This is a genomic window from Pseudarthrobacter sp. GA104 (assembly GCF_009741265.1).
GTDB lineage: Bacteria > Actinomycetota > Actinomycetes > Actinomycetales > Micrococcaceae > Arthrobacter.
Window position 1 is genome coordinate 838,544 of sequence record NZ_WOWL01000001.1, and the last position, 13,858, is coordinate 852,401.

Annotated in this window: 8 protein-coding genes and 1 pseudogene; 5 read left to right on the top strand and 4 right to left on the bottom strand. The window is 67.7% G+C overall.

Annotated elements, in window-relative coordinates; translation table 11 throughout:
• Nucleotides 1-66 precede the first annotated feature (66 nt).
• Nucleotides 67-972 (bottom strand): TatD family hydrolase, encoded by a 906-nt coding sequence (locus GK109_RS03705; RefSeq protein WP_157238712.1) that lies wholly within the window; start codon nucleotides 970-972, stop codon nucleotides 67-69.
• A gap of 162 nt (nucleotides 973-1,134) precedes the next feature.
• Here GK109_RS03705 and GK109_RS03710 point away from each other — a divergent pair, with 162 nt between their 5' ends.
• From GK109_RS03710 to GK109_RS03720, 3 genes are read left to right on the top strand one after another with little or no spacing between them, the layout of a single operon-like run.
• Entirely contained in the window at nucleotides 1,135-2,262 is a 1,128-nt protein-coding gene (locus GK109_RS03710; RefSeq protein WP_157238713.1) for a MoxR family ATPase, read from the top strand.
• A 10-nt stretch (nucleotides 2,263-2,272) separates the two neighbouring features.
• Nucleotides 2,273-3,712, top strand: a complete 1,440-nt coding sequence (locus GK109_RS03715; protein ID WP_157238714.1) for a DUF58 domain-containing protein — start codon at nucleotides 2,273-2,275, stop codon at nucleotides 3,710-3,712.
• Nucleotides 3,709-6,246: a DUF3488 and DUF4129 domain-containing transglutaminase family protein gene (locus GK109_RS03720; protein ID WP_370460378.1), complete on the top strand. Its 2,538-nt coding sequence runs from the start codon at nucleotides 3,709-3,711 to the stop codon at nucleotides 6,244-6,246. The genes GK109_RS03715 and GK109_RS03720 overlap by 4 nt, the downstream gene beginning before the upstream one ends.
• Before the next feature lie 19 nt (nucleotides 6,247-6,265).
• Here the strand turns inward: GK109_RS03720 and GK109_RS03725 are convergent, their stop codons facing one another.
• Together GK109_RS03725 and rsmI are read right to left on the bottom strand one after the other, a co-directional pair.
• Nucleotides 6,266-7,765, bottom strand: a complete 1,500-nt coding sequence (locus GK109_RS03725; protein ID WP_321215751.1) for an NAD-dependent succinate-semialdehyde dehydrogenase — start codon at nucleotides 7,763-7,765, stop codon at nucleotides 6,266-6,268.
• 184 nt (nucleotides 7,766-7,949) lie between these two features.
• Entirely contained in the window at nucleotides 7,950-8,825 is an 876-nt protein-coding gene (gene rsmI / locus GK109_RS03730) for a 16S rRNA (cytidine(1402)-2'-O)-methyltransferase (protein WP_370460379.1), read from the bottom strand.
• Nucleotides 8,826-8,871: 46 nt separating this feature from the next.
• On the opposite strand from rsmI, the pseudogene GK109_RS03735 reads away from it, so the two are divergent.
• Nucleotides 8,872-10,598 (top strand): annotated as a pseudogene (locus tag GK109_RS03735) (dolichyl-phosphate-mannose--protein mannosyltransferase).
• Between the two features lie 67 nt (nucleotides 10,599-10,665).
• On the top strand, nucleotides 10,666-12,495 hold the full coding sequence (locus tag GK109_RS03740; RefSeq protein WP_370460380.1) for a long-chain fatty acid--CoA ligase: 1,830 nt from the start codon (nucleotides 10,666-10,668) through the stop codon (nucleotides 12,493-12,495).
• A 55-nt stretch (nucleotides 12,496-12,550) separates the two neighbouring features.
• On the opposite strand, the gene GK109_RS03745 is transcribed toward GK109_RS03740, so the two are convergent.
• Nucleotides 12,551-13,747: a TIGR01906 family membrane protein gene (locus tag GK109_RS03745; RefSeq protein WP_370460381.1), complete on the bottom strand. Its 1,197-nt coding sequence runs from the start codon at nucleotides 13,745-13,747 to the stop codon at nucleotides 12,551-12,553.
• Nucleotides 13,748-13,858 lie beyond the last annotated feature (111 nt).

Here is a 13,858-nt window from a genome sequence, read left to right on the forward strand (position 1 = left end):
CGTTATAAAGCAACCAACAATTGTGCATACCGGGTATTTATTTGACCATGCCCGGGAAACGGCCGCCTAGTCCCAGGATCCGTATGCCCGTACGGTATTTTCGCTTATTCGGGCGCACATTTCGGCAAGATCGGATTCTGTCAATTCGGCCATGGCGCGGACTGTGTAAGGGACCATGTAGGTGGCGTTCGGCCGCCCGCGGTGGGGGTGCGGAGTCAGGAACGGCGCATCGGTTTCCACCAGGACCAAACCAGGGTCCGCAACTGCGAGGGCCCGGCGCAAATTCGCCGCATTCCGAAAAGTCAGCGTACCTGCAAAGGACATCCACCACCCTTCCTCGTTGCAGATCCTCGCCAGCTCGTCGTCGCCGGAGAAACAGTGGAAAACCACCCGCCCCGGTGCGCCTTCTTCCCTCAGTACCTGGACGACGTCGTCATGCGCGTCCCGGTCGTGGATCTGGAGCGTCAGGTCCAGGCGCTTGGCGATGTCGATATGGCGCCGGAAGGAGTACCTCTGATGCACCAGCCCCTCCCCCTCGGTGCGGTAGAAATCGAGCCCGGTCTCCCCGATGGCCCGGATCCGGGGGTGGGAGGCGAGCTGCTCAATCTCTGCGAGCGCTTCTTCCAGTTGGCCGCGGGCGGCGTAACGGGGGGCGTCGTTGGGATGCAGCGCCACCGCCCCCAGCAGCCGCTCATCCAGGTCCACCGCGCGGACCGTGAACCGGGACGATTCCAGGTCGCAGCCCACCTGGACTGCTCCCTGGACACCCACGGCCGCGGCGGCATCCAAAGCCGCCTTCACTCCGACCGGGGCCTGTCCGTCCGGGAAGTCAAGGTGGGTGTGGTTGTCCATAACGGGTACCGGCAGGGGTTCCGGAGCGGGCGGAAACGCCTTTTGCCGTGAGTTCCCCGGCTCCGGTGCGCCTGCCGTTGCGGGGTCCTGGTAGGCAGCGGGAGGAAGCGGATTGCACATCCGTCCAGCCTAGCCGCGGATGCTGCCGCATATTTGTCGGAACTCTCTGTCTGCGGTGGCAGTTGTGTTAGTAGTCTGGTACGAACACATGCGAACGCCCACCCGACGGGCGAAGGCAGGCTTGCTGTCCCGTCCAGGTGAACCAGCGCTGAAAGGTTGCCGATGGAACCCCACCGACGCACTGCCAACGATGTGAGCGCTGTGCACGGCAACCTGGCGGGAATTACCGATCCCGTCAGCCGTTTGAACGGCCACCGCCCCGCAGCCATGGACGCTGCATCCTTCCACGCAGCGAGCCAGCGCATCCTCACGTCCGTTAATACAGTCATCGATGGGAAATCCGACGCCGCCAAACTGGCGCTGACCGTACTGCTGGCCCAGGGCCACCTGCTGCTTGAAGATGTCCCGGGCGTAGGGAAGACACTCCTCGCCAAGACACTGGCACGCACCATCGACTGCACCGTCAACCGGATCCAGTTCACCCCGGACCTGTTGCCGTCCGATGTGACGGGCGTGTCCATCTACAACCAGGCCTCCCGGCTGTTTGAGTTCCGTCCGGGGGCTGTCTTCGCCAACATCGTCATCGGCGACGAAATCAACCGCGCCTCGGCCAAGACCCAGTCCGCGCTGCTTGAATGCATGGAAGAGCACCAGGTGACGGTGGACGGCAACTCGTACCGGCTCGACGAGCCGTTCATGGTGGTCGCCACCCAGAACCCCATCGAAATGGAGGGGACCTACCCGCTGCCCGAGGCGCAACGGGACCGTTTCATGGCCAGGATCTCCATGGGATACCCGGACAAGGACGCCGAAATCGAGATGCTCGAAACGCATCAGGCAACCTCGCCCCTGGCCAAGGTTTCCGCCGTCGTCACTGCAGCTGAGGTGGCGGCCATGATCACCACCGTCCAGCAGGTTTACGTGTCCCAGGCTGTCAAGGAGTACACAGTGTCCGTGGGCAGGGCCACCAGGGAAAGCCCGCTGCTCCGGCTGGGTGCCAGCCCCCGGTCCATGCTGCAGCTGCTGCGCGCGGCGAAAGCCACCGCGGCCCTGGACGGGCGCGACTTCGTGCTGCCGGACGACGTCGTCCACCTCGCCGAAGCCGTGCTGGCACACAGGATCATCCTGGACCGGAAGGCCGCTGGTGCCGGGGAGACCCCCCACAGTGTCCTGCGGGGCATCCTGTCGCGCTTGCCCGTCACGTCCGGGACCGCTGGAGCCGGCACAAGGGCCCCTGCCCCTGCCGGCAGGACGGCTGCCCCGGTCACCGGCCTGGGCAGGAACCGCTAGGCGGCTACCCATGGCACTGCTGGACAAAGTGCCCCGGCACCTCTTCACCACCCGCGGCTGGGGCATGATCACCGCCGGGGGCATCGCCCTCGGAGCTGCGTACATCATGGGCCGCAGGGACTTGTTGACGTTGAGCGTGCTGCTCATAGTCCTTCCTTTGGTTTCCCTTGCCGGGATCCGGCTGGTGAAACCCAGGTTCCAGGTGTACCGGGAGTTCAACCCCTCCCCCGTGGAAACCTCCGCGCCCACGACCGTCCGGCTCGCGGTGGCCAGGACGGGAACCGGCAGCGGCCGGGCCACCATGGAGGAGCGGTTGCCTGCCCGCCTGGGCGAGTCGCCGGCATTCCGTTTCCCTTCCCGCTCCGCCACAGGGGGCACCAGCCGGTACGAGTACCACCTGCGCTCAGCCCGGCGCGGGCAGTTCCTCATTGGCCCGGTGACGGCTGAGTTCACGGACCCGTTCGGCCTTTCGCTGCACCGCCAGGCGATTGACGACGGCGACATCCTCACCGTGACGCCTGCCGCCGTCGTGCTTCCCCTGACCGGGCTGGCCGGCGCCCGGGGCAACGACGGCATCACGGCCACCAGGATCCGGGCCAATCCCAGCGACGACGACGTCATGACCCGCGAGTACCGGCACGGGGATCCCATGCGGCGGGTGCATTGGGCCGCCACTGCACGCCACGGCGACCTCATGGTGCGTCAGGAGGAGTCGGTCACCACCCCCGAGGCAACAATCGTCATGGACCACCGGTACAGCGCGTTTTCCGGGGGCTCCGCAGGTCCGGCCGGGCAGGCTGGCCAGGACGGGCCCTCCATGGCCAGCAGCGCGGCCTTCGAGTGGAGCGTTGTGGCGGTCATGTCGATCAGCGCGCACCTGGCGGAGCGAAACTACGCCCTGCGCCTGCTGGACACCGGCGGCGGGCCTGCCTTCCTGCACTCGCCGTCCGCTCCCGAACCTGATGTTGAGGAGTACAGCGGCGGTGCCGGGCTCCAGTCCATCGGAGAAAGCCTTGCGGCCATCCAGCTGACCGGATCCCACCACGCCCGCCGCGACAATGTCCTTCACGAGTGGGCGGCCCGGGCGGCCACTCGCGACCGCACGTCCCATGACCCGGGGCCGGAGGCTTTCGACGACCTCCTCATGGACAAGCTGTCCGCACACCGCATGCGGGGTCCGGTGATCGCGGTGCTCGGAACCATTAGCCGCATGGAGGCCCTTGCGCTTGCCCCGGCGGCAGGCTACGCCACCAATGCCTTTGCCATCATCGCTGCCGAAAGGCCCGCAGAGTACGCGGATGTCCTGGAGGTGCTCCGCCAGGGAGGCTGGCGGGCAGTGGCCGTTGCCCCCTCGGTTCCCGTAGCGGCGGCCTGGAGCCAGTTCGACCAGGACCTTGCCATACCCGCCCCGACCGCCGACGTCCGCCGCGGAACGGGGGTGTCCCGGTGACCATGGCACCAGCCCGCAGGCACGGAACAGACCTGCCGTCCGGGACGCCTGGTGGAAACCCCGCCGCCCGGCCCCCGGTGGGCGCCTACCCCTGGGCCATGGCCGGAGCGATCGCCGTGGCCGTGTGCGGTGCCGCCCTTTCGCTGAACGGCGTGCTCCGGGGCTGGGGCTGGTACTGGCCGGTGCTGACCACCGTCCTGGTGGTCAGTTTCACCCTGGCCGCCCTCCGGTCCCTGCGCGCGCAGCCTCTGCTCGTGACGGCCGGCGGGTTCCTTTCCCTGGGTGCCATCCTGACGCTGACTTTTTTCCGCAGCTCAAGCTTTGCCGGGCTTGTCCCCACCGGAGGCAGCTTTGCCGAACTGGACCGCCTGGTCCGGCGCGCCAGCGAGACTGTTCTCTCCGAGACCGCGCCCGTGGCGCCCAATGTAGGCATCGTCATGATTACCTGCGCTGTCCTGGGCCTGGCGGTGATCCTGGTGGATGCACTTGCGCTGCCGCTCGGCATGCCGGCCGCTACCGGGGTGGGGCTGCTGGCCATCCTGGTGGTGCCCGCGATGATCAAGCCGCAGAGCGTAGGCTTCTGGGGATTCGCCGCAACAGTTGCCGGATACCTGATGATCCTTGCCTGCAGCCAGTATTTCGCCCCCGATGCCCGGCTCCAGACCGATGCCGCCCGGAGTCCGGGCCACCTGCGGCGTGCCGTTCTCACGGGGTCCGTTGCACTCGCCGCAACCCTGGTGGCGCCCCTGGCCATTCCCGGCTTCGACCAGGGCACCTTCCCGCAAGGATCCCGCCTCAATCCGTGGGGCACGTCAACAGGACTGAACCCCATGATCACCCTGGGCAACAGCCTGCGCACTCCCGACGGAAGCGGGCGGATCACCTACGCCACCAATGCCGCCGCCCCGCTGTACCTGCGCTCGGTCACCGTGGACAATTTCGACGGCGAATCCTGGGGCCCCGACGACCGTGACGCTTCCCGCCTGCCGATGGGCGGCAGGATCGACCCTGGCTATACGGTGCTTGCCGACGAACAGCTCCGGCTGGTCACGGCCATCGACGCCGGCAGTTTCAACAGCCCCTACCTTCCCGCACCGTATGCCCCCGAAACGGTCCGCGGGCTCAGCGGCCGGTGGACCTGGGACCCGGCGACCTTGAGCATCAAGGGATCCGGCACCACAACATCACGAAGGCAGGAGTACCTGGTGACGTCCTCCGTGCCCAAACTGACGGCAGCGCTCCTGGATCAATCCTCCGCAGCAGTCCAGGGCATCCCCGAGGACTTCACCCGGATCCCCGGCAACGTTCCCGACATTGTGCGCGCCACCGCCGATACCGTCGCCGGGACAGGCACGCCGTACCAGAAAGCGATGGCGATCCAGAAGTACCTGCGTTCCGCCGCGTTCACCTACTCACTGCAGTCTCCGGTGCAGGGCGGCTACGACGGCAACGGGCTCTCGGTGCTGGCTGACTTCCTCGAGCAGAAGAGCGGATACTGCATCCATTACGCGTCCGCCATGGCCGTCATGGCGAGGCTGGAAGGTATCCCCAGCCGGATCGCCGTAGGCTACGCCCCCGGCAGGCTCACGGGTGCCACCGTATCCGTGGCCGGTCAGGGAGCGCTCCCCGAATATGAGGTGGATGCGCGTGATGCCCACGCGTGGCCGGAACTTTACTTCCAGGGCCTCGGCTGGGTGCCCTTCGAGCCCACTCCGTCCCGCGGTGTGGTCCCCGAATACGCCACGGAATCATCGGTATCTGCCTCCCCCGACGCACTGGACAACAACCAGGACCTGGTTCCCGGCGCCACGCCCGCTCCCGTTCCTGCACCCAGCACCACTCCCCTGCCCGCCCCCGGCGGTGGCGGCGGAAGCGCTGACGCCGGCGTCCAGCTCCTGCCGTGGCTCCTGGGCGCCGGCGGCGTCCTGGCGGTGGCGCTCCTTGCGGCCGCCCCCAGGATGGTTCGGGCGGGAATCCGGGCACGGCGGCTCCGGCCGCAGGACCCCGGCAAGGCCGTGCCCATGGGATGGCGCGAACTGCTGGACCTCGGCACCGACTACGGACTGCCCCCAGGCGCCAGCGAGACACCCCGGGCCTATTCGGCGCGGCTCCGTGGCACCCTGCTGGGAGACCCGGAAGGCGTGGACCGGCCCGCGCACCAGGCAGCCGCTGCCCTCACGGAAGAGTTCGAACGCCACAGCTACGGCCGCCCGCCCCGCACCATACCGGAACAGGATACCGATGACGCAAAGTCCCGGTCCGCCCGGGACAGGGCAACGGCCATGGCAGCCGAAGTCGGGGCCGTGGAAGAAACACTGCGCGCCAATGCTCCGCTCAGGCAGCGGCTGCAGGCCGCCTGGGTGCCGCCGTCGGTCATGGGCGGCCTGGGGCGCTTCCTCGCCGCCCCGTTCCGCTCCACTGGCCGCGCCATTGGCCGGGTCCTGGCCAGGACGGCAAAAGCCGCCGCACGCTCCTGGCCTGTTCCTTCCAGGCCCGGACCGCGCGACGGCGTCCACCGGCGAAGCGGGGGCTGACCGCTACCAGCCCGTCGACTTATCCGGCGTAGGGATCGGCGATGCCGATGTACTGCGTGTAGAGGTACTCCTCGATGCCTTCGAGGCCGCCCTCACGTCCCAGGCCGGACTGCTTGACTCCGCCGAACGGGGCAGCCGCGTTTGAAATGACGCCGGCGTTCAGGCCGAGCATGCCGGTCTCGAGGCGCTCGCCCATCCGGATGCCGCGGTTCAGGTCCTTGGTGAAGACGTAGGCCACCAGCCCGTATTCGGTGTTGTTGGCCAGGCGGACGGCGTCGTCCTCGCTGCTGAAGGTGATGATCGGGGCCACGGGGCCGAAGATTTCCTCGGACAGGATCCGGGTGCCCTCCGTGACCCCGGACAGGATCGTGGGCTGGTAGAAGTAGCCCGGACCCTCCACCGGTCCGCCGCCCACGATGGCTTTCGCGCCGGAGGCAACAGCGTCGGAGACCAGTTCATGGACCTTGTCCCGGCTCTTGGCATCAATAAGCGGGCCCACTTTGGACTCAGGCTCGGTGCCGCGTGCGGTGGTCATGTCCTTCATTTTCGCGGCGAACTTCTCCGCGAACTCGGCGGCGATGGACTCGTGCACGATGAAGCGGTTCGCTGCCGTGCAGGCCTCCCCCATGTTGCGGAGCTTGGCGAGCATCGCCCCTGCGACGGCGGCATCCAGGTCAGCGTCCTCGAACACCACGAACGGGGCGTTGCCGCCCAGCTCCATGGAGGTGCGCAGGACTGTTCCGGACGCATCGGCGAGCAGGCGGCGGCCCACTTCCGTGGAGCCGGTGAACGAGAGCTTCCGCAGCCGGGAGTCCTTGATCAGCGGGCCGGTGGTGGCACCTGCCGTCGAGGTGGGGATGACATTCAGCACGCCCGCCGGCAGGCCGGCTTCCATCATGACGGCGGCAAAGAGCTGGGAGGTCAGCGGGGTAAGGTTCGCCGACTTCAGGACCATGGTGCAGCCGGCGGCGACAGCGGGGGCGATCTTGCGGGTGGCCATGGCCAGCGGGAAGTTCCAGGGCGTGATGAGCAAACAGGGGCCCACCGGCTTCTTGGTCACGAGCAGGCGCGACTTGCCGTCCGGAGACACGGAGTAGCGGCCGAAGGCCCGGACGGCTTCCTCCGAGAACCAGCGCAGGAACTCTGCGCCGTAGGTGACCTCGCCGCGGGCTTCGGCCAGCGGCTTGCCCATTTCCATTGTCATCAGCAACGCGAAGTCCTCGGCGCGCTCGGTCACCAGTTCAAAGGCACGGCGGAGGATTTCGCCCCGCTCGCGGGGAGGAACCTTCGCCCAGGACTCCTGCGCGGCGGCGGCCGCGTCCAGGGCTGCGGCACCGTCCTCGGGCCCGGCGTCGGCAAGGCTCAGCAGCACCTTCCCGGTGGCGGGATCTTCGACGTCGAAGGTCTTCCCGGAGATGGCATCGCGCCATTCGCCGTTGATGAGCAGGCCAGTGGGGATAGTGGCCAGAAGGGCGCTTTCGCGGTCTGCGGAAACGGCCGGCTGTGCAGTGACAGTCACGATGACTCCCTCGTCAGTAGGGTTGGTGCAGCCCGTCGGCAGCGGCCGGAGTGACCGGGCCCATACAGGCTGGATTACTGCCAGACTACTGCGGCGGCTTCACGCTGGTCTACGCCGTTGCGCACTGCCGGTCCGCGCTGGTGCTGTGCAGCTGCACAGCCGGTGCGGGTGCGGCCAGGGATTCTCAGCGGGCCGCCAAAACGGCTGAATAGAGCTCCCTTTTGCTCACCCGGACGTCCTCCGCGACGGCTGCAACGGCTTCCTTGAGCCGGATGCCCTGGGCCACGAGTTCGTTAACTGCCGCCACGTGGTCCTCCGGCGTCCCTGCCGCCTGGTCCGGCGCGCCGCCCAGGACAACGGCGATCTCTCCCTTGATCTCCGTGCTTTCCGCCCAAGCCAGAAGTTCACCGAGGGTGCCACGGATTACTTCTTCATACGTTTTGGTCAGTTCGCGGCACACCGCACCGGGACGGTCCGGCCCGAACCGTTCGCGCAGTGCCCGGAGCATGGCCTCCAACCGGTGCGGCGCTTCGAAGAACACCATGGTCCGCTGCTCGCCTGCCAGGTCCGCGAGCCGCGAGGCCCTCTCCCCTGCCTTCCGTGGAAGGAAGCCTTCAAAGCAGAACCGGTCCGTGGGCAGGCCGGACAACGCCAGGGCGGTGAGCACTGCCGATGGCCCGGGCACGGCGGTGACCGTCAGGCCCGCCGCCACGGCACCTTGCACCAGCCGGAACCCGGGGTCCGACACCGAGGGCATGCCGGCGTCGGTGACCATGACCAGGGTGTTCCCCGCCCGAACCTGGTCCAGCAGCTCGGCGGTCTTCGCGGCCTCATTGTGTTCGTGGTAGCTGATGATCCGTCCGGCCACGGTCACGCCGAGGCTCTGGACCAGGCGGTGCAGCCGGCGCGTGTCCTCGGCGGCCACGATGTCAGCGGTTCCCAGCAGCTCCACCAGCCTTGCGGAAGCGTCCCCGGTATTGCCGATTGGAGTGGCGGCAAGCACGATGCGCCCTGGAGTTGCCGGGCCGGAATCTGGAGGGGTGCTGGGGTTAGGGTCCACGCCACCAGCCTACTGCTGCGGAGGACTGCCGGCCGCAAACGGTAGCATGGGGCTCGTGACGCAGACCTCGACGCGGCCGGGCGGGACCGGACACGCCGCCCCCGCAGCAGCAGGCAGCGAAACAGGGGGGACCCCGGGCGGTCCGGGGAGTACCGCAAAACGGCCGTGGGTCAGCCGCCCCGCCGAGGCGTTCACGGTGGAATCCCTCACAGCCAGGCTCCTCGGCAGCGTCCAAACATGGCGCGACTACCCGCCGTCGCTGCGGCTGTGGCTCCTGCTGGTTCCCGTCCTGGCTGCCCTCGTCGGCGGGATCCTGCGGCTTGTCCGGCTCGAGGCGCCGCCCAAGCTGGTCTTTGACGAAACGTATTACGTGAAGGACGCGTACTCCTACCTGATCAGCGGCTACGAACGCAGCTGGCCGGACAAGGCCAATGACGCGTTCAACTCCGGAAACCCCGGAGTGCTGCTGGAGTCCCCGAGTACGTGGTCCATCCGCCCGTGGGCAAGTGGATGATTGCGGCGGGCATGTGGCTTTTCGGCCCTGACAACCCGTTTGGGTGGCGCTTCTCCGCCGCGCTGACCGGCACCCTGTCCATCCTGCTGCTGTCGCTGATCGCCCTGAAGCTGTTCCGGTCCCTTCCGCTGGCCGGAGCCGCGGGACTCCTCCTGGCCGTGGACGGCCACCACCTGGTGATGTCCCGGACCTCGCTGCTCGATATCTTCCTTATGTTCTGGGTTCTCGCCGCGTTTGGCGCCCTGCTGCTTGACCGGGATGACGGCCGGCGCCGGCTCGCGGTTCGGCTGGCCCGTGCTGCCGCAGGAAACGGCGGCATCCCCACGGCGGCCCACCTGCTCTCCGGCCCCTGGCTGGGCGTCCGCTGGTGGCGGGTAACGGCAGGAATCTGCCTGGGGCTCGCAATCGGGACCAAATGGTCCGGCCTGTTTTTCCTGGCCGGGTTTGGACTGCTCACCGTCCTGTGGGACCTGAGCGCCCGGCGCGTGGCAGGCATCCGCGGCTGGATCAGCGGAGGCGTCATCAAGGACGGCATCCCGGCATTCCTTAGCACCGTTCCGGTGGCCGGTGTCGTCTACGCGGCCACGTGGACAGGCTGGTTCCGGTCCGAACATGCGTACTTCCGCCGGTGGGCCGAGGGCAACCCCTCCGCCGAGTGGGGCTGGCTGCCAGACTCTGTCCGCTCGCTGGCCCATTACCACCAGGAGGCCTACACGTTCCACCAGGGCCTGGGCTCGGAGCACCCGTACGAGGCATCTGCCTGGAGCTGGCTGGTACTCGGCAGGCCGACGTCGTTCTTTTACGAATCGCCCCAACAGGGCACACCCGGCTGTGCAGTGGAAAAATGCACCTCTGCGATCCTGTCCGTGGGAAACCCGCTGATCTGGTGGGGTGCGGCGATAGCCCTGGTGGTCCTCCTGTTCTGGTGGGCCGGGCGCCGGGACTGGCGCGCCGGAGCGGTGCTGGCCGGCGTGGCCGCAGGATACCTGCCATGGTTCCTGTACCCCGAACGGACCATGTTCTACTTCTACGCGGTCTCCTTTGAACCGTTCCTCATCCTGGCCCTGACATACTGCCTGGGGCTCGTCCTGGGCAAGGCCGCCGACCCGCCCTGGCGCCGCCGCTCGGGGCTCTACCTGGTTGCCCTTTTTGTGGCGGCCGCCGTCCTCCTGTCGGCCTTCTTCTATCCTGTCTGGGCCGCCGAAACCATTCCCTACGAGGACTGGAAAGTCCGGATGTGGATGCCGTCCTGGATCTAGGGCAGGATGGCATCAGACCCCCAACGGAGCCGCTGCCGCGGCGTGGCAGCGGAAACGGAGACCTGATGTGAGAGAAGCGAGCACCGAACTGCTGGTTGAGCTTGACGCCGCCAGCAATGTGACTGACCTGCTGCTGGAGCAGCATGAGGCCAACCCTGCGCACGCCCTGTACCGCAGGAAGGGGCCCAACGGCTGGGTTGACGTCACAGCCCACAAGTTCCTGCAGGATGTCAGCGCGTTGGCCAAGGGCCTCATCGCCGGCGGCCTTGAGCCGGGCGACGCCGTGGCCGTGATGTCCCCCACCTCCTACGAATGGACCCTGGTCGATTTCGCGATCTGGTTTGCCGGCGGTGTGACAGTCCCCATCTACGAGACGTCCTCCGCACGCCAGGTGGAGTGGATCATCCAGGACGCCGGCGTGCGCCGCGTCTTTGCCGGCGACCGGGCCACGGTGGACCTGGTCACCACTGTGCTCGAGGGCTCCTTCCTGCTCCGGGACCGGCTGGTCAACGTAGTGCGGATGGATTACGACGGCGAAGCACCGGACCTTGCCAGCCTCGCCGCTGCCGGCGCGGGGGTTACCGACGCGGAGCTTGAGCGGCACCGCAGCCGGGCCGGCCTGGAGGACGTCGCCTCCCTGGTATACACGTCGGGCACCACGGGAAATCCCAAGGGCTGCGAGATCACGCACGGAAACTTCGCCCTGGTGGCGAAGAACATCGTGGCGTTCCTTCCGGAGCTGCTGCTGCAGGACCAGGCCCGCACCCTGATGTTCCTGCCCCTGGCCCACGTCCTTGCCCGTGCCGTCCAAGTGGTGTGCCTCGCCGCCGGGGCCACTCTGGGCCATACCCCGGGAGCCGCCCGGCTCCTTGAGGACCTGGGCACGTTCCGGCCCACTTTCCTGCTGGTGGTGCCGCGGATCTTCGAAAAAGTCAGGGCCACCGCCGCCCACAAGGCTGCCCTCTCGGGCAAGGCCTGGCTCTTCCGGGCTGCATCGGCCACGGCCATTGAGTTCTCGCAGGAAGAGGATAAGCGGAACCGCGGGAAGGGCAGCGGCCCCGGGCTGCTGTGCCGGGTGCGCCATGGAATCTTTGACCGGCTGCTGTATCCCCGCCTTCGGCAGGCCCTGGGCGGACAGGTCGGGTACACCGTATCCGGGGCCAGTCCGCTGGCCCTGGAGGACGCCCACTTCTTCCGGGGCGCCGGCATCCCGGTACTGGAAGGCTACGGGCTAACCGAAACCACGGCGCCGTGCACCGCCAACACCCCGTCGCGTACCCGGGTGGGCTCAGTGGGGATACCCATCCCCGGCACCACCATCCGGGTGGCGGAAGACGGTGAAATCCTGGTGAAGGGAATTGGCGTCTTTAAGGGCTACCACGCCAACCAGGCCGCGAATGCCGAGGCTTTTGTGGACGGTTTTTTCCGGACCGGCGACCTCGGGGAACTGGATCCGCAGGGGTTCCTCACCGTGACGGGCCGTAAGAAGGACCTGCTGGTCACTGCGGGCGGCAAGAATGTGGCACCGGGCCCTCTCGAGGAAAAGATCCGTTCCCATCCGCTGGTGGCGCATGCGGTTGTGGTGGGCGATGGGAAACCCTTCGTCTCGGCGCTGGTCACCCTCGACCCCGAGGGCGTGGACAACTGGCGTTCGGAGCAGGGCCTGCCCGCCCTCTCAGCCAGCGACGCGATCAAGGACCCGGACGTCCTCGCGGCAGTCCAGGATGCGGTGGACCAGGCGAACCTGCTGGTGTCCAAAGCCGAGTCCGTCCGGAGCTTCTCGCTCCTCGATGCCCAGTTCACAGTGGAGTCGGGATACCTGACCCCGTCCCTCAAACTGAAGCGGGCCGCCGTCGTGCGTGACTACGGCGACGAGATCGCCAAGCTGTACGCCTGACCCCGTCCGCCCGGGCTGCATGGAGCCGGCTGCCCGGACGGCGATCCTGTCCCGGTTACTCCTGGCCTGCGGCGGGAACCGGTTCGTCCTTCACCAGTCCGCGCCGCCGGCGGGTGGGCCAGGTGAGGATGAGCGTCAGGAGCGCTGTCAGGAGAACCAGGGCGGCGATCACCATCCCGGCATCAATCCAGAACTGGCCTGGGAACAGCCGGATCAGGGTGTCATCCATGCTGAAGGTCCAGGTGCCGTCGGCGAAGAAGATCCGGTGGAACTCGGTAAAGAACTGCTGCCAGCCCAGGAACGCCAGCGTCCCCAGGCCCAGGATGAGGACTAAGGTGACGATGGAGCCGGCGAACAGCCCCCGTCGGACGCCCCCGGTGCTTCGTTTGCGGAGGTAGAGGACGGCGATGAGGCCCAACAGGAGCAGCAGGACACCCGCGCCGAAGGTTGAGAGGATCACCAGTTTTACGTCCGCCATGTGGCTGACTTCGCCGTCCTTGAACAACTTGTCGCCGCCGCGGTGCACCAGGTCGCCCAGGTAGCGCGGGCCGGACCAGTTGCTGAGGTAATCCACTGCGTAGGAGCCGTAGGTCATCCGGTCGTCCGTGCTGAACCCGTACCCGTCGCCGGGGAATCCGGGGCGGTTGTATTCCACCCACAGGAACAGCGGACTGGTCACCGCCCGGACAGCCAGGATCAGCAAAGTCACCGGGAAGAAGACAGCAAGCAACACCTGCATGACGCGCGGCGCCACCGGCTTGGCGTTCGCGGCACTCTCACGTTGGGCATTGCGGCGCTCCACCTCTTCCTCCGGCGGGCGGACTTGCAGCGCGGACGTGGCAAGGGGCTCCCGGAAGACCGGAGAACTGCCGTCGCCGTCGGGGTCTGCGGCGGCTTCGGCTGCTTTCCGGTCCGCCCTGGTCTCAGGCCGGCCGGTCCCTTCCGGAACCCTCGATGTGGCTTCAGCGCCTGCGGAGCCGGCGCCTTTCGTCCCGGCCGTGCCGCTGGAAGCGGGGGAACCATCTGCGGTGGCGGTGGGAGTGGCGGAACCGTCAGCGGTGGATGGGGCCGGGGCGCCGGAGGCTGGGGCGGCCGAGGACCCGGACGCTGCGCTGGAGCCGCTGGCCGCACTGGAACCGCGCCCGGGAGTCAGCCAGGAAAAGGCGGGCTCGTCGGAGTCCCGGGAGGTATCCAGGAGGGGTTCCGGCTGCGGCTCCGGGCTTTTGGCGCGGGCCGGTGTTTCGTCTTTCACAGCAGGTCACTTCCGTCGAATGTCCGCGCCGGGCCGGGGTCAGCAGGCGCGCTTTATCTGTTGACGAGCCTACCGTCCGCGCCTTCGGCTGGGCGAGAAACCACCCCGGTC